This window comes from Streptosporangium sp. NPDC004631 (assembly GCF_053601935.1).
The window spans coordinates 31,543-54,138 of the sequence record NZ_JBSGCR010000030.1 but is presented as its reverse complement, the minus strand read 5'-3'; the positions used below and the strand labels follow the sequence as shown (position 1 = coordinate 54,138).

Genomic DNA, 22,596 nt, shown 5'->3' with positions numbered 1-22,596 from the left:
CCGCTAGCATTCGATCACTGTCCGTTGACGAGTGGTTACGCAGGGGGAGCGCGTGCGCGACGTGACCGTCGTCCAGGCGACGCCGAGAACCGTGTCGGCGACCCGTCCGCGTGCGCCCGGCTGGGTCCGCCGTTACAGGGCGCGGGCCGTCGTCGCCGACGTATTCTCCGCCTGCCTCGCCGGAGTGCTGGCCCTGTTCGTTCGATTCGGCGAGGTCACTCCCTATGTGACGCCGTACGTGATCCTGAGCGCGGCGCTCCCCGTCGCCTGGGTCTGCGCGATCGCGCTGAACCGCGCCTACGAGCCACGCCTGATCGGCCTCGGCGCCGAGGAGTTCCAGCGGGTCTTCCAGTGCGGGTTCACCCTCACCGCGGCCTTGGCCATCGGCGCCTACGTGACCAAGACCGACGTGGCCCGAGGCTACGTGGTGCTGGCGATCCCGCTGGCGACCCTGGTCACCATCCTCGCCCGCTACGGCCTCCGCCGCCGCCTGCACCGCAGCCGGGCCCGGGGGGCCTGCATGCGGCGGGTCGTGGCCGTGGGACACCGCGCCGCGGTCGCCGAACTGGTCCGCCGGTTCCGCCGGGAGCGCTACCACGGCATGGAGGTCGTCGGCGTCTGCGTGCCGTACGACGGCATGGGCGACGTGGAGGGGGTCGCGGTCCTGGGTGGCCTGGTCGACGTGCCGCTGGTGGTCGGCCAGGTGTCGGCGGACACCGTGGCGGTGCTGGCCTGTCCGGAGATGGACGGGGTGGCGCTGCGCCGGCTGGCCTGGCGGCTGGAGAAGACCCAGACCGACCTGGTGGTGGCCCCGGCGCTGATGGAGGTGGCCGGTCCCCGGATCACCATCCGCCCGGCGGCGGGGCTGCCGCTGCTGCACGTGGACCACCCCGAGATCGCCGGCCTGCGCCAGCTGGTCAAGAACCTCTTCGACCGGGCCGGGGCCGGGCTGCTGCTGGTCGCGCTGGCGCCGCTGCTGGCCGGGCTGCTGCTGGCCGTCCGGGCCTCCGGTCCGGGCCCCGCGCTTTTCCGGCAGCGGCGGGTGGGCAGGGACGGCGTCGAGTTCACCATCTACAAGTTCCGGACGATGAGCACCGACGCGGAGCGGCGGAAGATCGACCTGGTCGGCGACGGCCACGGCGTGCTGTTCAAGATCCGGAATGACCCGCGGGTGACCCCCCTGGGCGCCCGGCTCCGCCGCCACTCCCTGGACGAGCTGCCGCAGCTGCTCAACGTGCTGCTCGGCCACATGTCGCTGGTGGGCCCCCGGCCGCCGCTGCCGGAGGAGGTCGCCCGCTACGGAGACGACGTCCGGCGCAGGCTGCTGGTCAGGCCGGGGATGACCGGCCTCTGGCAGGTAAGCGGTCGCTCGGACCTTTCCTGGGAGGAATCGGTACGGTTGGACCTGCGTTACGTGGAGAACTGGTCCCTCACACTGGACCTGCAGATCCTGTGGAAGACCTGGTCGGCTGTCGCGCGAGGGGCTGGAGCATACTGATGACGATTCGCGACGACCACGTTCTCGCCGCGGACCTCGCGGCGGAGGCGGGCGAGAGGCTGCTGGCCCTGCGCGAGAAGACGGGGTTCGCCGACCCGTCCGCACTCCGCGCGGAGGGTGACACCGCCTCCCATCTGTTCCTGATGGAGGCCCTGTCGACCTCACGCAAAGGTGACAGTGTGCTGTCCGAGGAGGCGACCCAGCAGGAGCGCCTCGACCCCCGCCGTCTCACCGCCGAGCGGGTCTGGATCGTCGATCCGCTGGACGGCACCCGCGAGTTCGCCGAGGAGGGGCGCGACGACTGGGCCGTCCACGTGGCGCTCTGGGAACGCGGCGCGCTGACCGCCGGGGCGGTGGCGCTGCCCGCCGGGGGCCGGACGCTCTCCACCCTCGATCCCCCCGTGCTGCCCGCTCCGCGGCCCGGGGTCAGGCCGCGGATAGCGGTCAGCAGGACCCGGCCGCCGGGGTTCGTCCAGGACCTGGCCCGGCTCGTCGGCGCCGACCTGGTGCCGATCGGATCGGCCGGTGCCAAGATCTCCGCGGTGCTCACCGGAGAGGTCGAGGCCTACGTGCACGCCGGCGGCCAGTACGAATGGGACTCCGCGGCGCCGGTGGCCGTCGCGCTCGCCTCCGGGGCTCACGCGAGCCGAATCGACGGCTCTCCGCTGGCCTACAACCAGGGTGACCCCTCGCTGCCCGATATCCTTGTTTCCCTACCGGGACTGGCGCCGATGTTGCTCGCTGGAATCCGGGATCTGCACCGATAATTCCCGCTAGGAGAGTCAGATGCTTCAGCGCGACTACACCACGTCGCAGCTCGATGTCCTTGAGGCCGAGGCCGTCCACATCATGCGTGAGGTGGCGGCCGAGTTCGAGCGCCCCTGTCTTCTCTTCTCCGGCGGCAAAGACTCCATCGTCATGCTCCGCATCGCGGAGAAGGCGTTCTGGCCCGCGCCGATCCCGTTCCCGCTGATGCACGTGGACACCGGGCACAACTTCCCCGAGGTCATCGAGTTCCGCGACCGCCGGGCGCGGGAGCTGGGCGTGCGTCTCGTCGTGGCCGGGGTCCAGGACTCCATCGACGCCGGCCGGGTGGTCGAGGAGACCGGCCGCAGGGCCTCCCGCAACCGCCTGCAGACCACCACCCTGCTGGACGCCATCGAGGACAACGAGTACGACGCCGTCTTCGGCGGTGCCCGCCGCGACGAGGAGAAGGCCCGGGCCAAGGAACGGGTGTTCTCCTTCCGCGACGAGTTCGGCCAGTGGGACCCCAAGAGTCAGCGCCCCGAGCTGTGGAACCTCTACAACTCCCGGATCCGCAAGGGTGAGCACATCCGGGTGTTCCCGCTCTCCAACTGGACCGAGCTCGACATCTGGGACTACATCCGGCGGGAGGGCATCGAGATCCCGTCGATCTACTACGCGCACACGCGCAAGGTGTTCGAGCGCGACGGCATGCTGCTGGCCGACAGCGAGTTCATCGTCCGCGACGAGGACGAGCCGCTCGTCGAGCTCCTGGTCCGCTACCGCACGGTGGGCGACGTGACCTGCACGGGCGCCGTCCAGTCGGCCGCGGCCACGGTCGAGGAGATCATCGACGAGATCGCCGCGACCCGGGTCACCGAGCGCGGGGCCACCCGCGCCGACGACCGCGCGTCCGAGGCGGCCATGGAAGACCGCAAGCGGGAGGGGTACTTCTAGTGCGTGACGTCCTGCCGCACCGGCCGAGCCCGGCGGCCTCCCGGCCCCGTGTGATCCGAGACATCCCTCCGGTGTGGCCTTCCCGGGAAAACCGTTCGACCTCTGGAGAGCAGTTCTAATGGACATCCTTCGCTTTGCCACGGCGGGAAGCGTCGACGACGGAAAGTCGACCCTCATCGGGCGGCTGCTCTTCGACTCCAAGGCGATCTTCGAAGACCAGCTTGAGGCCGTCGAGCGCACCTCCCGCGACCGGGGCACCGAGTACACCGACCTGTCGCTGCTCACCGACGGCCTGCGGGCCGAGCGGGAGCAGGGCATCACGATCGACGTGGCCTACCGCTACTTCGCCACGCCCAGGCGCAAGTTCATCATCGCCGACACCCCCGGGCACATCCAGTACACCCGGAACATGGTCACCGGGGCCTCCACCGCGGATCTGGCGATCATCCTGATCGACGCGCGCAAGGGCGTGCTGGAGCAGTCGCGCCGGCACGCGTTCCTGACCACGCTGCTGCGGGTGCCGCACCTGGTGCTGGCGGTCAACAAGATGGACCTGGTCGACTACTCCCAGGAGCGCTTCGAGGAGATCCGCGAGGAGTTCACCGCGTTCGCCTCCAAGCTGAACGCGCCCGACCTCACGTTCATCCCGATCTCCGCGCTCCACGGCGACAACGTGGTGTCCCGCTCGGAGAGCACGCCCTGGTACAACGGCTCCTCGCTGCTGCACCACCTGGAACACGTGCACATCGCCTCCGACCGCAACCTGGTCGACGTGCGCTTCCCCGTGCAGTACGTCATCCGGCCGCAACGGGCCACCGACCCGGCCTTCCACGACTACCGGGGCTACGCCGGCCAGGTCGCCGGCGGCGTGCTCAAGCCCGGCGACGAGGTGACGCACCTGCCCTCCGGCCTGACCACGCGCATCGCGTCGATCGACACCTTCGACGGCCCGGTGGACGAGGCGTTCCCGCCGATGTCGGTGACCCTCCGCCTGGAGGACGACATCGACATCTCCCGGGGCGACATGATCTGCCGTCCGAACAACCAGCCGCACGTCGCCCAGGAGCTGGAGGCGATGGTCTGCTGGATGACCGACGCCGTCAAGCTGGGCCCGCGCACCAAGCTGACCATCAAGCAGACCACCCGGACGGCCCGTGCGCTCGTCCGCGACCTGCACTACCGGCTGGACGTCAACACCCTGCACCGCGACGAGTCGGCCCCCTCGCTCGGCCTGAACGAGATCGGCCGCGTCTCGCTCCGCGTCACCCGCCCCCTGTTCGTGGACGACTACGCGAGAAACCGCCTCACCGGCGGCTTCATCCTGGTGGACGAGGCCACCAGCAACACCGTCGGCGCCGGGATGATCGTCGAGGCCAGATAGGGACCAGATAGGGGCACGCTCTCGGATAAGACCCCGCCCAGGTAGATCCTTTGTCTGTTCTCCGATCGCCCGGTAACTCTCCGCGATAGTCTGGGCACGTTCCGTATCCACTGGGTAAGGATTCGTGCCTGTGTCTGATCGTCCGCCCCCCGCCCGGGTCGTTTTCCTGGGCGGCCTTGGTCGCAGCGGGACCACGTTGCTGGAGCGACTCCTCGGCGAGGTGCCCGGCATCGCGCCCCTCGGTGAGGTCGCTCACCTCTGGGCCCGGGGCGTGCTGGCGGACGAGGCGTGCGGGTGCCACGCCCCGTTCGGCACCTGCCCGTTCTGGCACAGGGTCGGCGAGCGCGCGTTCGGGGGCTGGTCCGAGGGGCTGGCCGGTCGCGTGCTCGCGCTCGGGCGGCGGGTGGATCGCACCCGCCGCATCCCCGCCCTGGCGCAGCTCCTGGCCGAGAACCGGACCGGCGGCCGGGAATGGCCGTCGCCCAGGGCCGCCGAGCTGGCCGAGTACACCGCCGCCCACCGGCGCCTGTACGACGCGGCCGGTGAGGTCGCCGACTGCCCGGTCGTGATCGACTCCAGCAAGCACGCCTCCCTGGCCTTCTGCCTGGCGGCGTCCGGGGTCGACGTCCACGTGGTGCACGTCGTCCGCGACCCCCGCGCGGTCGCGCACTCCTGGCATCGGCGGGTCGCGCGGCCCGAGGACGGCAGCCCGATGACGCGCTGGTCACCGGCCCGCACCTCGCTGCACTGGCTGACCCAGAACCTCAGCCTGGAGCTCCTGGCCCGCAGAGGTGTTCCGGTCACCCGAATCCGCTACGAGGACCTGCTCGAAGCGCCGGCCGACACACTCAGGCGCCTGGTCGGCAGGATCGGCCTCCGACCCCGGCTGGACTTCCTGACCGCCCGCGAGGCCGAGCTCTCCCAGGCTCACACGGCCTCAGGCAACCCCATGCGCTTCACGGTCGGCCGGATCGGCCTGGTGCCCGACGACGGCTGGCGCACCGCGGTCCCCATCAGGCATAGGCGCCTGGTCACCGCGCTGACCTGGCCGCTGATGGCCAAGTACGGCTACCACTGGAGGCTCGCGTGAGTCCATCGGTGGGCGTGGTCATCCCCACGCGAGGACGCCGGCCCGAGCAGCTCCGCGCCGCCGCGTGCGCCGCCCTCGGCCAGGACCACCCGGGTCCCGTCGAGCTCGTCGTCGTCGTGGACGGCGGTGACGCCGCTCCGGTCGTCGACCAGCTCGCAGACCTTCTGGCCGGAGGTGTTCCCGGCCCCTGGGAGACGGCGCCGGTGTCGCGTAGTATCCGAGTGGTGACCAACCGGCGTAGTCCCGGTTTGCCGGGCACTCGTAACACGGGCATCGCGGCGCTCGGCACCGATCTGGTGGCCTTCTGTGACGACGACGACCGCTGGCTGTCCGGTAAGATCAGTTCACAGGTCGCCGCCTTGCGGGCGGAACCCGGCGCGGAGTTCTCCAGCTGCGCCATCGAGGTCGAGTACGGCTCACGTCGCATCTCGCGCCTCGCCGGAACCTCCACGGTCACCCGGGCCCATCTGGTGCGCTCGCGCATGGCGATGGTGCACTCCTCGACGTTTCTGTTCCGGCGCGGCGCGTTCTGGGTGGACGAGAGCGCGCCGAACGGTCAGAACGAGGATTGGGATCTGGCGCTGCGGGCCGCCGCGCGTCACCCGATCGTGCACGTCGACCGTCCGCTGGTGCGGGTCCGCTGGGGCGGCTCGCTGTATGTGGCCCGCTGGGCCGACCGGATCGCCGGGCTGGAATGGATGCTCGCCCGGCACCCAGATCTGGCCGTGGACCCGCGCGGCGCGGCGCGGGTCTACGGTCAGCTTGCCTTCCACCACGCGGCTCTGGGCCGGCGACGGGAGGCGAGCCGCTGGGCGTGGCGGGCGTTCGCCGCACGCCGCGGCGAGCCTCGCGCGCCCATCGCCCTCGCCGTGGCGGCTGGCCTGGTGTCGGCGCAAGCCGTGCTCAACGCCCTCCACCACCGTGGACGTGGCATCTGATGACGCTCAGGGGGGTTCGGAAAAGCTTCGGGGTTCCGCGTCGGCGGCCACGGTCCGACCGCCCTGACCGGGCGACCCGCAGGAGACTGCGCCGCAGGGTGCACGTGGCCGGTCTCGCGATCGACCCGATGACCGAGGGCGAGGTGGTCGACCACGTGGTCGCCGCGTTGAAACGCGGCGAGGGCGGCCACCTGGTCACTCCGAACGTGGACATCGGCTGGGCCGCGGCCCACGACCCCGAGGCGCGGCAGATCATCGAGGGCGCCGACCTCGTGGTGGCCGACGGCATGCCGCTGGTCTGGGCGGCGAGACTGCTCGGCACGCCCGTCCCCGGCAGGGTCGCCGGCTCGGACCTGATCTGGTCCCTGTCGGAGGCCGCCACCTTCTACCGCTACCCGATCTATCTGCTGGGCGGTCCGCCGGGGGTGGCCAGGCAGGCGGCCGGCCGGTTGACCGACCGGCACCCCGGGCTGGTCGTCGCCGGGGTGGACGCCCCGCCGTACGGGTTCGAGACCACCCAGGAGAGCTGCGCCAGGGTGCGGGACGCCGTGGTGGCCGCCGCGCCCCGGCTGGTCTTCGTCGGACTCGGGTTCCCCAAACAGGATCGGCTCATCGCGCAGCTCCGCAAGGACCTGCCGGCCACCTGGTTCGTCGGCTGCGGCGCGGCGATCGCGTTCGCGGCGGGCGCGGTGCCCCGGGCACCCCTGTGGATGCAGCGGACCGGGCTGGAATGGCTCTTCCGCCTGCTCAACGAGCCAGGCCGTCTGGCCCGCCGCTACCTGCTGCACGACCTGCCGTTCGCACTCTGGCTGCTCACCGCCTGCCTGTTCCGCCGCCTGTTCTCCTAACCCGTACCTGCTCTTTCGCGGTCATCGGCCGTGGGTGACGCGAAGCTTGGACTGCTTGTGCGTTGACTGTTCCCAGTCGTCCATGAACGGAGACATGCGGGACACGCCTTAACAGGAGGCCAGCTCCCTGACTCGCCGGATCTCCTCCGGACTCAGCCGGTTGGCCGCCGTGGCGAGGGCCCGGCGGGAGTCCATCGGCCGGTAGGCCGTTCGGGACAGACCGTTCCAGGAAAAACCGCCACCAGCGCCACCGCCGGCGCCGTTGTCGCCACCACCGGCGTGGACGGGGGCTGTGCAGGCGCGGGACACGCGCTTTTCGGCGCGGGCCGACCAGGTCAGGTCCAGCCGGCCGTACAGGCGGCGGAAGCCCTCCAGCGGGTCGGCGGCCAGTTCCTCATAGCGGACCAGCCGGATCCCCGGATGCCGGGCCGCCAGATCGGTGGCGACGGTCCCGGCCGCCCGCCACAGGGCGACGGCCTTGGCGATGCGGTCCTGGCAGCCCACGAGGCGGCGCAGTGACTCCAGATGCGGGTGGTCTCGGACCAGCAGCGGCTGTTCGAGCAGTTCGTGGAAGTAGACCGTCCAGCCCAGCCGCTGCCAGCTTCCGACGAACGACACCGGGTCACGCAGCAGGACCACCACCCGGCAGCCCAGCCGTTCGGCGAACCAGCCGGCCGAGAACAGTGCGAACGGGTCGTCCAGCAGCGCCCGGCGGCCGGTCAGCCGCCCGAGTGTGAACGCCGTGCCGTACCTGACCATCCTCGCCAGGTCGTATGGCGAGCGGTTGCGCCGCAGCTCGGCCAGGAACCGGTAGCGCAGGGCGACGGTGTCGGTGAAGGCGGGCAGCCAGACCTCGTCGTTGTCCGGGCAGATGTACTGGAAGCGGTGGGTGACGTGGGCGTTGAGCACGCCGGGGCACCGTCCTGGCGGGTGCTGGGGGTTGAGCGGCTCGTTGACGTAGACCAGTTCGCCGCCCGCCGCGAGCATTCTGCCCGTCCAGCTCGTCCCGCTCCGGGGCAGCCCGGTCACCAGCACGGGCGTCAAGGGGTCCGCCACGAGGTCAGGGCGGCCAGACTGTGCGCGCCGAAGGGGCGCAGGCCGTACCGGTGGTGGATCCGCCAGAGCGGGACCAGGTTTTTGACCGCCGTTCCCGCCGCCCAGCCGAGGGCGGCACCGAGCGCGCCGCAGGAGGGGATCAGCAGCGTGTCCAGCGCGACGGTCACCGCGACGGCGGCGACCAGGCCGGCCAGGCTGGCGCCGGTGTGCCCGGCCGAGGTCAGCACCACGTCGGCCATGCCGCAGGCGGTGGCGAGCATCATCGTCGCGGCGAGCACGAACGTCACCGGGACGCCGGAGGCGTAGCCGTCGCCGAGGAGGCCGAGCAGCCACGGCGCGAGCGCGGCGTATCCCAGCCAGACCGGCCAGGTCAGCAGGACCAGCCACATGGTGGCCGACTGGTACAGCTCGCGGGCGCGCGGCAGGTCACCGGCGGTCAGGGCCTGGACCAGCCTCGGCTGTACCGCCCGGGTCAGGCCCTGGTTGGCGAGCTGTCCGACGACCTTGAACCGGGTGGCGGCGGTGTAGACCGCGGCCTCGGCGGGCCCGGCGAGCATCGCCACGATCACGATGTCCAGCCGCTGGAACACCGCCTGGATCGCGGCGGCGGCCGACCGGGGCCAGTTGTGGCGCCACAGGTCGCGGGCGGTGCCCGGAGGGTACGGCGTGCGGGGCAGCCGCCGCCGTAGCCAGAGCGCGGCCAGCAGCAGGACCGGCGGGTAGGGCAGCGCCCAGGCCGCGGCGAGCAGGGGCGCCGACTCCACGTCCGCCAGCACCGCGGCCGCGATCAGGGAGAGCTGGACCGCGGGCTGGAGCACGCCGTCCAGCAGCAGGGTCGGCCGCATCGCGCCGAACCCGCGCGTCGCGGCCACCACGACGTCCGCGCACACCACCGCCGGCAGCGCCACCGCCAGCACCCGGAGCGTGGGGTCGGAGAGGCAGACGAGGGCGGCCGTCGAGACGGCCAGTGAGAGCGTGACGACCGGCACGAGCGCCGCGCGAACGTAGCCCCGGGCGCGGCGGTAGCCGGACGGCCGGGACCCGGCGATGAAGTAGATCAGCCCGTTGCCGGCGTCCAGCCGCAGGATTCCGGCGGCCATCAAGCATGACGCGGTCGCCGTGAAGAAGGTGCCCGCCGCCTCGCGGCCGGTGCCCCGGGTGACCAGCACGACCACCAGGAACTGCGCGCAGGCCCCGGCCCCGGCCCCCGCCAGCCCCGCCAGCCCGCTCCTGGCCACCCCGTTCAGGCGGGGGAGGCGCGGCGGGCGGAACGGGCCGGTGGGGATCAGCGCCGCCATGACGGCTCCGCGCCGAGCCACGGGACCAGCAGGGTGTCGGACCCGGTGAAGTGGGCGGCCAGCTCACGGCGGAGCGACTCGGGCATCGGGGTGGGCCGGGGCCGTGCGTTGTGCCGCTCGAACACCGGGTCGCCGATGTGCGGCAGACCGAGGAACTCCAGCACCCGGTCGTAGACCACCTCCGGCTCGGTGAAGAACCGCCCGCTGTCCACCACGAGGATCCGCTCCCTGCCGACCAGCGGCTCCAGCCGGGCGAGCTGTTCGGTGTAGCGTCCCCTGGCCAGGTAGGCGTGGTGACGGTGGGCGTGGCTCATCGAGTGCGGTGCGGCGCGCAGGTCGTCCACCGCCCCGGCCAGCCGCTCCTCCTCCAGCTCCACCGCCCTGGCGAAGGAGGTCTCGGTCTCGAACCCCCTGGCCAGTTCGTGGGCGTGGGCGGAGAAGGCACGTTCCACCGGGTCCCTGACCAGCACGATCAGCTTCACGCCCGGCAGGTCCCAGGCGATGCGGGGACCGGCCAGCGGGTGGAACAGGTAGTAGGGCGAGGACTCGAACGCCTGGGGGCGGCAGCCGTACCGGCGTGACAGCCTGGTGTGCCTGGCGCGCATCGGGAAGTGCGCCCGATACCAGGACAGCCCCCGGTCGTAGGCCACGTCGAAGTAGTGCACGCCCTTGTGCAGCACCGGCTTGAGGATCAGCGGGTGCTGTGACAGCGCCCGGTAGAGCGAGGTGGTCCCCGCACGCTGCGCCCCGGCGATCAGGAAGGAGGGCAGCACCCGTCTCCCGGCGGTGAGGCGCCCGGCGGTCTGCGACACGATGTGGACGGACCGCTTCAGCGTGGGCTTCATAGCAGGAGCTCCTGGGGGTCGACGACGGGGCTGAGCCAGCGCTCGGGCGGGCCGAGGGGGCTGTGGCCGTCCGCCGCGTGCCGGTCCGCCAGCGCGATCAGATAGCGGATCGCGGTCAGCCTGGCCTCGGCGGACGAGAGCCCGAACGGCGCCAGAGTCGGCAGAGCCTGCGCCAGGCAGGCCCGAGCCGCCACGGCGGGCGTGGTGCGGCGCAGGGCGCGCTGGAAGAAGTGGTGGACGGCGTCGAAGCCGAGCGGCACCCCGGTGGCGAATCGCTCCCAGTCCCACACGAGCAGCCGCCCGTCCGCCGCGTGGGAGATGTTCCACGGGGAGAAGTCCCCGTGCCAGGCGAACCCCCGGTCGGGGATCCGGCTGATCTCGCCGATCGCGTCGGTGAGGAGGTCGTGGGGGACCGGGCCCCGCCGTACCGGGAGCGGGGTCAGCGCCAGCACGGACAGACCGCGCCAGGACCCGTGGTGGAGCACGGCCGGCGGGACGACGGTCTTCAGCGGGGTGACGGCGAGCAGGTCCAGCGTGCGCGCCTCGTGCCCGATGAGCTCGCGGGCCCGGTCGGTGTCGCCGATCTTCACGAAGGCGACCGGCCCGTCCGGGGCGTGGGCCTCCAGGATCGGCTTGCGGTTGGCCCGCCCGGCCGGGCGGACGTGCAGCACGACCCGGATCGGGGTGCCCAGCACCTCACCGAGGTGGGTCTCGATGGTGTCCCCGCCGGAGGGCACCATGACCTTCCGGCCGGGGTGCCACCAGGCGCGGGGGGCCAGCCTGCGGGGGAGCAGGGGGTGGGGGAGCAGGCTGTACGGCCGGCCCGGACCGCACTCGGGGAACAGCAGTCCGATCGTCTGGCCGAGGTAGCGCAGCCGGACACGGGCGTCGTTCATGCGGCCCCGTTCGCCATCGAGTTCCTCCAGAGCAGCGCGAAAGAGATCAGATACAGGCTGAGCGGTGTGATCAGCCCGTCGTAGACGAACATGTAGAGCAGGGTCAGGATCATCACCAGGACCCCGGCCAGGCCGATCGGGCTGCGGTCGGGCCAGTGACGGCGGACGGCCCCGGCGAAGAACGCCACGTAGAGCCCGGCTCCGACGAACCCTTGCGTGATCATCAGGTGCCAGAGCTGGCCGTCACTGCCCAGCGGCGGGTGGCCGCAGGTGTCGCACCAGTCGGTCCTGCCGGTGGTGATCGTGCGGTGGTTGCCCGTCGCGTTGCGCGTGTTGCCGTAGCCGATGATCGGCGAGGTGCGTGCCGCGGCGATGGTCGCCGACACGGTGAAGGCACGGATGTCGTTGCTGTGCGGCCTGTCCAGCCGCTGGGCCACCATCGCCGGTAGCGGGCTGAGCAGGAACAGCAGGGCCCCGGCGGCGACGGCCGAGCAGACCGCGACCCGGGCCCGCCCGCCGAGCCGGAGCAGCAGATAACCGGCGGCGACCGCCAGGCCGATCCACAGGCCCCGGTTGAGGGAGTAGACGATCGGGACGGCGCAGAGCGCGACCAGCGGAACCGCGACCGACCGCCTGCGGGGTCCGCCGTGAACCCACCAGCCGACCACGAACCAGATGAGCAGCACCGAGACGTTGCTGCCCCAGGCGTTGGCCCACTCGAAGGGGGCCTCGGGGCGCGGTGAGGCGTGACCGAGGACCTTCTGCATCTGTGCCGAGGTGGGATGGATCAGGTTGTGGACGAAGGGGTTGCCGCTGATCCAGCCGGGCAGCAGCCGCTCGACCGGAGAGGTGAAGCCGGCGTGCGGGGCGAGCACTCCCAGCAGGCCGCCCGCGACGGTCGTGACGAACAGCGCGCCGAGCATGCGCACCAGCGTGAGCTGGGGCAGCTCCCGTTCGGTGAGGTTGCCCAGGTAGAGCACCATGATCGTCAGGGAGAGGTAGAGGGACAGGCGCATCAGATAGCCGATCACCCGTCCTGCGCCGAACTCGCCGTAGGTGTCCGGCGGCATCTCGCCGAGCATGACCGCGCTGACCAGGTAGCCCGCGAGCAGCAGCAGCCAGAGTCCGAACCCCCGGGGCATCCTGATCGGCCGGCGTCGCCACAGGACCAGTGCCATCGGCGGGGCCAGCACGATCACCGACAGCCCGCCGAAGCCCAGCGCCCACCAGATCGGGTAGCCCACCAGCAGCGCGGCGATCGGCCACGCGGCCCGGTCCAGACCTCTCACCGGCGAGAGGCCGTCTCGTCGGCCGAGGACGCCCTGTCCGGGGGGTCGACGAGCGCTCCGATCACCGGGATGCCGCGCCGCTTCAGCCTCCGTACGGCCCGCGCCACGGCGCGCGGGGACGTCTCGGACACGCTGACCAGCAGTACGGCGCCCTCCCCGCCCGCTTCGCCATCTCGGTTCTCCCCGCCTCTCCCGCCTTCCGGGCCCGTCCGCCGGGCCTCCCGCGCGCCGGGGACGTCGAGGCCGGATACCCGTGTGCCGGGGACGTCGAGACCGGGTACCCGCCTGACGCCGGGACCCTCGCGCCGGCCGCCGTCGAGACGGTCGCGGAGCGAGGCGAGGCCGACCCCGGCGAGCAGCCCGGCCATCAGGCCGCTGCCCAGGTGGAGGGGGAGGCTGGGGGCGCTGGGCCGGTCCGGGGCGACGGCGTCGCTGATCACCGACCCGGGGGTGACGGGGATGGTCTTGAGCGCGTCGTATGTGACGGTGAGGTGGTAGGCCTGGCGGCTCAGCACGCTCTGCCGCTGCACGGCCATGGTCCGCTCCGCCGTCCCCGCTGCCAGGCCGGGCAGGGTGGCCACCACGGTGGTCAGGCTCGCGTTGACCTGTCTCAGCTTGGTGAGCAGGGCTCTGAGCTGGAGGTTCAGCGCATGCGTGGCGGCTTCGCCGCGGTTGGCCAGGTAGGCCCGGGCGTAGGCGCCGGCCCCGGCCGCCGCGAGGTTCGGGTCGGCGGCGGTGTAGGAGATCTCCAGGACGGAGGTGTTGGGCGGCACCGAGACCTCCACGGGGCCCGGTGGGCTCTTGAGCGCGGCCTGGACCTTCCTGGCCACCACCGCGGACTGGGCGATCTGGGCCTCGGTGTCGAGGTTGAGCGGCTCACGCTGCCGGTTGGTGACCTGGTTGGTCTGCTCCTGGAGGCCCGTCGGGGTCACCAGCACCTGGGCGGAGGCGGTGTAGGCGGCCGGGGTGGCCCAGAGCAGGGCGGCGCCGCCGCCGACTCCGGCGACGAGGAGGGTCAGGACGGTCGGCCACCTGCGGCGCAGCAGGGACGCGTAGTCCGCCGGCTCTCCGCCGGGGCGGCGGACGCGGGCGTCCGGCGACGGGCTCATGCGTGGCGATTCCCTTTCGGGCGGAGTCGGCGCTGGGGAACCCTAGGAACTATAGGTTGGGCCGTGGTTTTCCCGATCCGATACACAAGATTTTCATTGAAACCATCATGGTTATCACGGGGATATAACTGTCGTTTATCCGATATCTCCTACGTGCCGCCGTACGGCTCCTGGGCGGGTCGGCGGAGCCGGTGACGCGGCACGTCCCGGTGGTGGGAGGCTGTGCCCCGGGAAAGGTCGGGAATCAGGGTGAGGAGCGGCTGTGGGGAATCGATGCGTCGGATAAATGCTGATTTAAAGACAATTTCAGTGAAGGTAAGAGTCGGTGGCGCGGGTCTCGCCCTCGTGCTGGGATTGGGCGCGTGCGGTCAGACCCCGGTTGTCCCCGGCTCTCCCGCCGGGCACGTCACGGCCCGCGGCGACGGCTCGCCGGGCGTCCACCGGCCCGCGTCCGCCTGCGAGGTCGGCGCCAAGCTCGTCCCCTCCTGCGGGGCCTGGTGGGGGGTCGCCCCCGAGGTCTTCACCGGCAGGCGGCCGGGGCGGGCGCTCAAGGGGGCCGAGAGGCGCATGGGCCGCCCGGCCGACATCATGCACGTCTACCACCGGGGCCCGGAGCTCTTCCCGACCGCCGAGGAGCGCGGGATCGCCCGCTCCCCCGGAGGGCGCAGGCTCCTGCTGATCAACTGGAAGCCGTCCTTCGACCACACCTGGGCGCAGATCGCCGGGGGCGCGCTGGACCGGCGGATCGACCGGCTGGCCGGCCACATCCTCGGCGGCTTCCCCGAGAGGTTCTTCCTGACCGTGCACCACGAACCCGAGAACGACGTGCGGGAGAGCCCCGGGTCGGGCATGACCGCCGAGGACTACGCCGCGATGTTCCGGCACGTGGTGCTCCGCCTGCGGAGCAGGGGCGTGCACAACGCGGTCACCGTCATGACCTACATGGGGGCGCCCAACTGGTCGGCCCAGCCGTGGTTCGAGAGGCTCTACCCCGGTGACGACGTGGTCGACTGGGTGGCCATGGACCCTTACGCCGACGACAGGGTCCAGACCTTCGACGGGCTCGTCAACAAGACCCGCGCGCAGTTCGCCGGCTGGCCGGGGTTCTACCGCTGGGCGCGGGCGCGTTTCCCGGAGAAGCCGCTCATGGTCGCCGAGTGGGGTGTGTTCGAGCGCCGTGACCGGCCAGGCTTCAAGGAGTCCTTCTTCACCGACGTACGCCGGCGGCTGCCGCGCTATCCCCAGATCAAGGCGCTGGTCTACTTCGACTCACCGCGTGCCCCCCGGGGGGACACCCGGTTCGACACCACCTCCGGCGGCCTGAAGACCTTCGGGGACCTCGCCCGCGACCCCTATCTGCGAGCCCCCGCGATTCCGGAGAAATGACGAGGTGACGGCCCCGGCGGCCACGACCCCGCCGAGGATCCAGAGCATGGCCGGGTTGCCCACGCCCAGGAGCTTCAGCGCGGAGGCCAGCAGCACCACCGCGAGCAGCGCCCGGATGACCCCGCCGGGCGCCCAGGCCGAGACCCGCGCGCCCAGATAGACGCCGGGGATCGAGCCGGCCAGCAGCGAGGTCGTGACGGCCAGCTGGAAGTCGCCGAACAGCAGGTGGCCGAGGGCGGCCGAGGCGACCAGCGGGACGGCCTGCACCAGGTCGGTGCCGACGAGCTGGTTGGCCTTCAGCGCCGGGTAGAGCGCGAGCAGCGCCACGATGATCAGTGACCCGGAGCCCACCGACGAGACACCGACCACCAGCCCACCGACCATACCGACCAGTAAGGTCGGAATAGGGCGCACGACGATTCCGCCGAGATCCGCCGAGGCCGGGCCCCCGCGCCAGGTCATCCAGGCCTTGGCCGCCAGCCCCGCCACGGCCAGCAGCAGCGCGACGCCCAGGGCGTATTTGACCGTCTGCTGCACCTGCTCGCCGTCCCCGAACGCGCGGGCGGCGAACACCCCGCAGAAGGCGGCCGGCACCGAGCCCACGCAGAGCCAGCCGACCAGGCGCAGGTCGACGGTGCCGCGGCGCATGTGGACGACCCCGCCCACCGGCTTCATGACGGCCGAGGCGACCAGGTCGCTGGAGACCGCGGCCAGCGGCGGCACGTTGAAGAACAGCATCATCATCGGCGTCATCAGCGCGCCGCCGCCCATGCCGGTCAGCCCGACGACGATCGCGACGAGGAAGGACCCGAAGGCGAGGGGAAAGTCGATCTCCATCCGTCGCTCACCACTTCCCGCTCACTGTGCCCGTGGCCTCTCTCACCGGACCCAGCCGCCCCGGATCAGCGGATCCAGCACCTGCCCCACCGCCTGCTCCACACTGATCGAGGTGGTGTCGACGACCAGGTCCGCGTCGTCGGGCTCCTCGTAGGGGTCGGAGATGCCGGTGAACTCGGGGATGATCCCGGCCCTGGCCTTGGCGTAGAGCCCCTTGCGGTCGCGGCGCTCGCACTCCCGCAGGGGGGTGGCCACGTGGACCAGCAGGAAGTCGGCGCCGACCGCCTCGACCATCGCGCGGACCTCCTCGCGGGTCGCGGCGTAGGGGGCGATGGGCGCGCAGATCGCCAGCCCGCCGTGTCTCGCCGCCTCGGCGGCGACGAACCCGATCCGGCGGATGTTGAGGTCGCGGTCCTCCTTGGAGAAGGTCAGCCCCGCCGAGAGCAGTTGCCGGACCACGTCGCCGTCGAGGTAGGTGACCGTACGGCTGCCGCGTTCCAGCAGCGCGTCGCGCAGCCCCCGGGCGACGGTGGACTTGCCCGAGCCCGACAGCCCGGTGAGGAAGACCACCAGCCCGCGCCGGTGCGGCGGCCCGGGGAGGGTCACGGGCTCCGGCCCGGCCAGGTGCTCCGTCGCGCCGTAGGCGTCGGCCACGTGCTCGCGCAGTTCCAGGTCGATGCTGGGGTCCTGCCTGGGAGCGAGCGGCACCACGGCCACGAGCGTGTCCTCCGGCAGCCGGTCGTGTGCTCTGAGCGCGGCGCGGACCACCGCCGGGCCCTCCTCCCCGAACGCCAGCGGCAGCAGCAGGATCGTCGCGCCCAGCTCCTCGGCGACGGCCCAGACCTCCTCCACGTTGTCCAACGGCCCGCGCATGGTGACCGCTAGCGTCTCGCGGCCCGCCAGTTCCTTGCGGACCTCCGCCGGAGTACGGCGGAGCCGGGCGAACGGTCCGTGCTCGGGCGCGTCCAGCGCCTCCACGGGGCCGGAGACGAGACCGTCCTGGCGGCCGGTGACGGTGAGCACGGCCAGCGCGGCGCCCTCGGGGTCGCGGAGCGTGATCCGGTCGCCGGGCACGGCCGGGTGGTCGTCGGGCAGGGTGAACGTGACGGGCGCGGGCCAGCGTGTGCCGTCCGCCAGGGTGCCGTGCTCGTCCACCGCGCGCACGTCGGCTGAGCTCAGGAAACCCGTCAGCGGCTGGAAGGCGCCGGAGAGCAGCAGCTCCAGGTCGGCCAGCTCACGGGCGTCGGGGGTCCACTCGAAAGGCGCCGTCATCTGCTTCACAATCCCGATCGACTTAGTAGGATTTCGCCACTGTACCCACTGGGGTTGCCCCACACCAACCGTGTGGCCCTCACAGCATCCGGGCGAAATGGTTCTGCGGTTTGCGCACCACCATGATGATCTCGTCGTGCGAGGCGGGCCGCTGCCCCCGGGAGGCGGTCTCCACCGCCGTGCAGGCCAGGTGGGCCACTTTCGCCAGCGGACCGCTCAGCGCGGGCCCGCTCGTCGCGGACATGTCGTCGGTCACCATCAGCCCGCGGGTCAGGCAGAACGAGTGCATCCCCTCGCGTGAGGTGACCTCCCGGTAGAAGGGGGGCAGCGGGCCCACGGTGCCGTCGGGGGCGAACCTGTGCCAGAGCAGCCGCCGCAGCGCCGAGGGCAGCAGCCGGTCGCAGGTCCCGTAGGCCGAGGACCGGTCGCGCATCCGCAGCAGCAGCACCCCGCCCGGCCGCAACCCGGTGAGCAGCCGGTCGAGCACCAGCTCGGGATGCTCGATCCGCTCCAGCAGGAACGGCACGTGCACGACGTCGAACGCGCGGGGCGGCACCGGCACCGACCGCAGGTCTCCCAGGGCCCAGGAGTCGAGGTCCTTGCGCTTGGAGGTGCTCGCCCGCAGCGCCGGCAGGTCCTCGTCGATCCCGATGACCCGCGCCTCCACCCGTTCCAGATCCAGCGGATCCGGCCATCCGCAGCCGGCCACCAGGATGTCGAGCCGCCTGCCCGGCTGCCCCGCGCACTGCTCCCGGATCCGCCGGCTGAATATGTCGTCTCGCGTGACGATCGACCGTGCCTCAGACATGTAACCGACAGTAGTCAACTCCGCACGATTCGTCGCGCATTTCCTACTCGCTGCGGGTGACGGTCGTAGTGGAAGTAGCCTTGGACGGTACCCCCCTGTGCCCTCGCGGCCGGGGGCCTGTCGTGTTGCCGTCGTGGGGCTGTGGGCATATCTGATGAGCCTTTCCGGACTACTTGACCTTGTCGTTGGAGAGCCGCAACTGGCCTCCGTGCTGCGGGACGTGCGCGAGGGGGACCCCTCCGACGTGTCGCTGATCGCACCACCCGCGCTACGCCCGTTCACCGTGGCCGCGCTGGCCAGAGACGGAGCCGGGGGCGGCGCGCGCAGAACCGTGCTCGCGGTGACCGCCACCGGGCGGGAGGCCGAGGACCTGGCGGCGGCGCTCACCAGTCTCCTGGACGGCAACGCCGTCGCGGTCTTCCCGGCCTGGGAGACGCTGCCGCACGAGCGCCTGTCACCGCGGAGCGACACGGTGGGCCAGCGCCTGGCCGTGCTCAGGAGACTGGCCCACCCGGTCGAGGGCGACGTCGCGGCCGGTCCGCTTCACGTGATCGTCGCGCCGATCCGGGCGGTGCTCCAGCCGATCGTGCGCGGCCTGGGAGACCTCTGGCCGGTACGGCTCCGCGCCGGTGACGACGCCGATCTCGAAGGTGTCGTCCGCCGGCTGGTGGAGAACGGCTACAGCCGGGTCGACATGGTGGAGAAGCGTGGAGAGGTGGCCGTCAGGGGCGGCCTGCTCGACGTCTTCCCGCCGACCGAGGAGCACCCGCTGCGGCTGGAGTTCTGGGGCGACACCGTCGAGGAGATCCGCTGGTTCAAGGTCGCCGACCAGCGGTCGCTTGAGGTGGCGGAGGACGGGCTTTTCGCCGCCCCCTGCCGGGAGCTGCTGCTGACCGACGAGGTCAGGAAGAACGCCCGGCGTCTCGCCGGGGAGCATCCCGCGCTGGCCGAGACCCTTGACCAGCTGGCCGAGGGTGTCGCGGTGGAGGGCATGGAGGCGTTCGCGCCGGTGCTCGCCGGGGAGATGGACCTGCTCATCGACCACCTGCCGGCACGGTCGGCGGTGTTCGTGTGCGACCCGGAGCGGATCCGCGGCCGCTCGGAGGAGCTGGTGCGCACCAGCCAGGAGTTCCTGGAGGCGTCCTGGATCAACGCGGCGGCGGGGGGAGAGGCGCCGATCGACCTGGGGGCGGCGGCGTTCCGCACCCTGGAGGAGGTCCGCGACCGCGCGCGCGGGCTCGGCCTGCCCTGGTGGTCGATCGCGCCGTTCGGCGGCGACGACCTGGGTGACGGGCTGACCCTCCAGGCGCGCGAGGTGGAGGCGTACCGGGGCGACACCCAGCGGGCGCTGGGCGACATCAAGGGCTGGCTGGACTCCGGCAGGGTCGTCGTGCTGCTCAGCGAGGGGCACGGCCCGGCCGAGCGGATGGTCGAGCTGCTCAAGGGGGTGGATCTGCCCGCGAGGCTGGAGCGGGGGCTCGGCCGCGAGCCGGAGCCCAGGGTCGTCCACGTCACCACGGGCCTGGTCGAGCACGGTTTCGTCAGCCCCGGGCTGGCCGTACTCACCCACCTGGACCTGGTGGGGCAGAAGGCGTCCACCAAGGACATGCGGCGGCTGCCCTCCAAACGGCGCAACATGGTCGATCCGCTCCAGCTCAAGGTCGGTGACCACGTGGTGCACGAGCAGCACGGCGTGGGCCGCTACGTCGAGATGGTGCAGCGGACCGTGCAGGGCGCCACCCGTGAGTACCTCGTGATCGAGTACGCCAAGGGCGACCGGCTCTACGTGCCCACGGACCAGCTCGACGAGGTCACCCGCTACGTCGGCGGCGAGGCGCCCACGCTCAACCGGATGGGCGGCGCCGACTGGGCCAAGGCCAAGACCAAGGCGAGGAAGGCGGTCAAGGAGATCGCCGGGGAGCTGATCCGCCTCTACTCCGCCCGGATGGCCTCACCCGGGCACCCCTTCGCCCCCGACACGCCGTGGCAGCGGGAGATGGAGGACGCCTTCCCCTATGTGGAGACCGGCGACCAGCTGGAGGCCATCGACGAGGTCAAGCGCGACATGGAGCGGGCGATCCCGATGGACCGGCTGATCTGCGGTGACGTGGGCTACGGCAAGACCGAGATCGCGGTGCGGGCGGCGTTCAAGGCCGTGCAGGACGGTAAGCAGGTGGCGGTGCTGGTGCCGACCACCCTGCTGGTCCAGCAGCACCTCTCCACCTTCGCCGAGCGGTTCTCCGGGTTCCCGCTGAACGTCCGCCCGCTGTCGCGTTTCCAGAGCGACGCCGAGGCCAGGGCGACGATCGAGGGTCTGCGGGAGGGGTCGGTCGACGTGGTGATCGGCACCCACCGGCTCTTCTCACCGGAGATCAGGTTCAAGGAGCTCGGCCTGATCATCGTCGACGAGGAGCAGCGCTTCGGGGTCGAGCACAAGGAGGCCATGAAGCACCTGCGCACGCAGGTGGACGTGCTGGCCATGTCCGCCACGCCGATCCCGCGCACCCTGGAGATGGGACTGACCGGCATCCGCGAGATGTCCACGATCCTCACCCCGCCCGAGGAGCGCCACCCGATCCTCACCTTCGTCGGCCCCTACGACGACAAGCAGATCGCCGCGGCCATCCGGCGCGAGCTGATGCGCGACGGCCAGATCTTCTTCGTCCACAACCGCGTCGCGAGCATCAACAGGGTGGCGGCCATGCTCCACGAGCTGGTGCCCGAGGCCAGGATCGCCGTCGCGCACGGCCAGATGCAGGAGCACCAGCTTGAGCGGATCATGGTGGGCTTCTGGGAGCGCGACTTCGACGTGCTCGTCTGCACCACGATCGTGGAGTCGGGTCTCGACGTGCCCAACGCCAACACGCTGATCGTGGACCGGGCCGACAACTACGGCCTGTCCCAGCTCCACCAGCTGCGGGGCCGGGTCGGCCGGGGGCGCGAGCGCGGTTACGCCTACTTCCTGTACCCCCCGGAGAAACCGCTCACCGAGACCGCCCACGAGCGCCTGGCCACCATCTCCCAGCACACCGAGATGGGCGCGGGCATGTACGTGGCCATGAAGGACCTGGAGATCCGCGGCGCCGGCAACATCCTGGGTGCCGAGCAGTCGGGCTTCATCGCGGGCGTCGGCTTCGACCTCTATGTGCGGATGATGGCCGAGGCCGTACAGGAGCAGAAGGCCAAGCTGTCGGGCGCCTCCGTGCCGGAGGGGCGGCCGGACGTCAAGGTCGAGCTGCCGATCAACGCGCACATCCCGCACGACTACGTGACCTCCGAGCGGCTGCGCCTGGAGGCGTACAAGAGGATCGCCGCCGTCGACTCCGACGTCCAGGTCGCCGCGGTGCGCGACGAGCTCGTCGACCGGTACGGCAGGCCGCCCCAGCCGGTGGAGAACCTCCTTCAGGTCGCCCGCTTCCGGATCCGCGCCCGTACGGCCGGGCTGACCGACGTCACCCTGCAGGGCCAGAACATCAGGTTCGCTCCGGTGACGCTCAAGGACTCCCAGCAGGTCAGGCTCCAGAGGCTGTACCCGAAGGCGTTGCTGAAGCAGGCGGCCGGTACGTTGCTGGTGCCCGTGCCGAAGACCAGGCCGCTCGGCGGCCAGCCGCTGCGCGACCTGGACCTGCTCAGGTGGTGCGGCGACCTGGTCGAGGCCATGTTCCTCGAAAACATGCCGGTAAAGTAAACGGCGTTTGTCATGAAGGGATCGCATGTGAAGTCGACTCAAGTGCGCGTCATCCTGGCGGTCGCCGCCGCGGGAGTCGCGCTGACCGCCTGCTCGCCGGCCCAGGCCGGCGCCGCAGCCATCGTGGGCGGCGACCGGATCAGCTCCGGCGAGCTGGACGGCACCGTGCGTGAGTACGAGGGCGCGCTGGCCAAGGCCAACGTCTCCGCGTCGCAGCTGGAGTTCCCCGGCAGTGTCCCGCAGGTCGTGCTCTTCCAGCTCGCCACCGCCAAGCAGTACACCAAACTGGCCGAGAGCAAGGGCGTCAAGGTCACCGAAACCGAGATCGACCAGGCGATCACGGCCGCCGGCGGCGAGGTCGAGTACGGGCAGCAGATGCTCCAGCAGGCCGTGGCGCCCTCGCGGGTGCGCGACCACACCAGGGCGACCCTGCTGCTCACCAAGCTGGTGGCCAAGTACGGCGGCGGCACCGACGAGGCCGCCATGAAGCGGGGTCAGGATCGGGTGGTCAAGGACCTCCAGGCCATGCCGATCACCTGGAACCCGCGCTACGGCCGCATCAACGAGCAGCGGAGCCAGGCGCAGCCGCTGCTCTTCGTCGACGCGGGCCGCTTCGGCGCGATCCCCGCGGTCAAGCAGGGCCAGTAACCTCTGGG

The 22,596-nt window shown here is 71.6% G+C and carries 19 protein-coding genes; 10 read left to right on the top strand and 9 right to left on the bottom strand.

The annotated features are described in order from the left end of the window. The first annotated feature begins 52 nt into the window (after positions 1-52). The 7 genes from ACWEF2_RS25355 to ACWEF2_RS25325 all read left to right on the top strand — a co-directional run bounded on the left by ACWEF2_RS25355 (position 53) and on the right by ACWEF2_RS25325 (position 7,456). Entirely contained in the window at positions 53-1,498 is a 1,446-nt protein-coding gene (locus tag ACWEF2_RS25355; RefSeq protein ID WP_453818842.1) for a sugar transferase, read from the top strand. Next, positions 1,498-2,265 carry a 3'(2'),5'-bisphosphate nucleotidase CysQ gene (locus tag ACWEF2_RS25350; RefSeq protein ID WP_453818841.1) on the top strand — a complete coding sequence of 256 codons (768 nt, stop codon included), beginning with the start codon at positions 1,498-1,500 and terminating at the stop codon, positions 2,263-2,265. Before ACWEF2_RS25355 ends, ACWEF2_RS25350 begins: the two co-directional genes overlap by 1 nt. Before the next feature lie 19 nt (positions 2,266-2,284). Beyond that, positions 2,285-3,199: a sulfate adenylyltransferase subunit CysD gene (cysD, locus tag ACWEF2_RS25345; RefSeq protein WP_355595391.1), complete on the top strand. Its 915-nt coding sequence runs from the start codon at positions 2,285-2,287 to the stop codon at positions 3,197-3,199. 118 nt (positions 3,200-3,317) lie between these two features. Next, entirely contained in the window at positions 3,318-4,580 is a 1,263-nt protein-coding gene (gene cysN, locus ACWEF2_RS25340; RefSeq protein ID WP_453818840.1) for a sulfate adenylyltransferase subunit CysN, read from the top strand. Positions 4,581-4,710: 130 nt separating this feature from the next. Continuing rightward, positions 4,711-5,670 (top strand): sulfotransferase, encoded by a 960-nt coding sequence (locus ACWEF2_RS25335; protein WP_453818839.1) that lies wholly within the window; start codon positions 4,711-4,713, stop codon positions 5,668-5,670. After that, complete coding sequence (locus ACWEF2_RS25330; protein ID WP_453818838.1) at positions 5,667-6,608, top strand: glycosyltransferase family 2 protein; 942 nt, start codon at positions 5,667-5,669, stop codon at positions 6,606-6,608. The genes ACWEF2_RS25335 and ACWEF2_RS25330 overlap by 4 nt, the downstream gene beginning before the upstream one ends. Positions 6,609-6,712: 104 nt before the next feature. After that, positions 6,713-7,456: a WecB/TagA/CpsF family glycosyltransferase gene (locus ACWEF2_RS25325; RefSeq protein WP_453818837.1), complete on the top strand. Its 744-nt coding sequence runs from the start codon at positions 6,713-6,715 to the stop codon at positions 7,454-7,456. A 108-nt stretch (positions 7,457-7,564) separates the two neighbouring features. Here ACWEF2_RS25325 and ACWEF2_RS25320 read toward each other — a convergent pair whose 3' ends face one another. The 6 genes from ACWEF2_RS25320 to ACWEF2_RS25295 are packed head-to-tail and all read right to left on the bottom strand — an operon-like array spanning position 7,565 to position 13,949. After that, complete coding sequence (locus ACWEF2_RS25320; protein ID WP_453818862.1) at positions 7,565-8,491, bottom strand: sulfotransferase; 927 nt, start codon at positions 8,489-8,491, stop codon at positions 7,565-7,567. Positions 8,492-8,496: 5 nt separating this feature from the next. Next, positions 8,497-9,810 (bottom strand): lipopolysaccharide biosynthesis protein, encoded by a 1,314-nt coding sequence (locus tag ACWEF2_RS25315; protein WP_453818836.1) that lies wholly within the window; start codon positions 9,808-9,810, stop codon positions 8,497-8,499. Beyond that, a complete protein-coding gene (locus ACWEF2_RS25310) occupies positions 9,798-10,655 on the bottom strand; it encodes a sulfotransferase domain-containing protein (protein WP_453818835.1) in 858 nt (285 codons plus the stop codon). Before ACWEF2_RS25310 ends, ACWEF2_RS25315 begins: the two co-directional genes overlap by 13 nt. Beyond that, positions 10,652-11,551 carry a hypothetical protein gene (locus ACWEF2_RS25305; RefSeq protein WP_453818834.1) on the bottom strand — a complete coding sequence of 300 codons (900 nt, stop codon included), beginning with the start codon at positions 11,549-11,551 and terminating at the stop codon, positions 10,652-10,654. The genes ACWEF2_RS25310 and ACWEF2_RS25305 overlap by 4 nt, the downstream gene beginning before the upstream one ends. Further along, positions 11,548-12,840, bottom strand: coding sequence for an O-antigen ligase family protein (locus tag ACWEF2_RS25300; RefSeq protein ID WP_453818833.1), 1,293 nt, complete (start codon positions 12,838-12,840; stop codon positions 11,548-11,550). Before ACWEF2_RS25300 ends, ACWEF2_RS25305 begins: the two co-directional genes overlap by 4 nt. Next, positions 12,837-13,949 carry a YveK family protein gene (locus tag ACWEF2_RS25295; protein ID WP_453818832.1) on the bottom strand — a complete coding sequence of 371 codons (1,113 nt, stop codon included), beginning with the start codon at positions 13,947-13,949 and terminating at the stop codon, positions 12,837-12,839. Before ACWEF2_RS25295 ends, ACWEF2_RS25300 begins: the two co-directional genes overlap by 4 nt. Before the next feature lie 309 nt (positions 13,950-14,258). On the opposite strand from ACWEF2_RS25295, the gene ACWEF2_RS25290 reads away from it, so the two are divergent. After that, the gene (locus ACWEF2_RS25290; protein WP_453818831.1) at positions 14,259-15,335 is read left to right on the top strand and encodes a glycoside hydrolase family 26 protein; all 1,077 of its coding nucleotides are present in this window, start codon (positions 14,259-14,261) and stop codon (positions 15,333-15,335) included. On the opposite strand, the gene ACWEF2_RS25285 is transcribed toward ACWEF2_RS25290, so the two are convergent. The 3 genes from ACWEF2_RS25285 to ACWEF2_RS25275 all read right to left on the bottom strand — a co-directional run bounded on the left by ACWEF2_RS25285 (position 15,219) and on the right by ACWEF2_RS25275 (position 18,252). Further along, positions 15,219-16,172 carry a sulfite exporter TauE/SafE family protein gene (locus tag ACWEF2_RS25285; protein WP_453818830.1) on the bottom strand — a complete coding sequence of 318 codons (954 nt, stop codon included), beginning with the start codon at positions 16,170-16,172 and terminating at the stop codon, positions 15,219-15,221. The two genes, ACWEF2_RS25290 and ACWEF2_RS25285, sit on opposite strands and share 117 nt — an antisense overlap. A gap of 42 nt (positions 16,173-16,214) precedes the next feature. Beyond that, positions 16,215-17,444, bottom strand: a complete 1,230-nt coding sequence (gene cysC, locus ACWEF2_RS25280; RefSeq protein ID WP_453818829.1) for an adenylyl-sulfate kinase — start codon at positions 17,442-17,444, stop codon at positions 16,215-16,217. 79 nt (positions 17,445-17,523) lie between these two features. Next, the gene (locus ACWEF2_RS25275) at positions 17,524-18,252 is read right to left on the bottom strand and encodes a class I SAM-dependent methyltransferase (RefSeq protein WP_453818828.1); all 729 of its coding nucleotides are present in this window, start codon (positions 18,250-18,252) and stop codon (positions 17,524-17,526) included. Between the two features lie 154 nt (positions 18,253-18,406). On the opposite strand from ACWEF2_RS25275, the gene mfd reads away from it, so the two are divergent. Both mfd and ACWEF2_RS25265 read left to right on the top strand, forming a co-directional pair. Next, positions 18,407-21,940, top strand: a complete 3,534-nt coding sequence (gene mfd, locus ACWEF2_RS25270; RefSeq protein ID WP_453818827.1) for a transcription-repair coupling factor — start codon at positions 18,407-18,409, stop codon at positions 21,938-21,940. Between the two features lie 27 nt (positions 21,941-21,967). Then, positions 21,968-22,588 (top strand): SurA N-terminal domain-containing protein, encoded by a 621-nt coding sequence (locus ACWEF2_RS25265; protein ID WP_453818826.1) that lies wholly within the window; start codon positions 21,968-21,970, stop codon positions 22,586-22,588. The last annotated feature ends 8 nt before the right edge of the window (positions 22,589-22,596 follow it).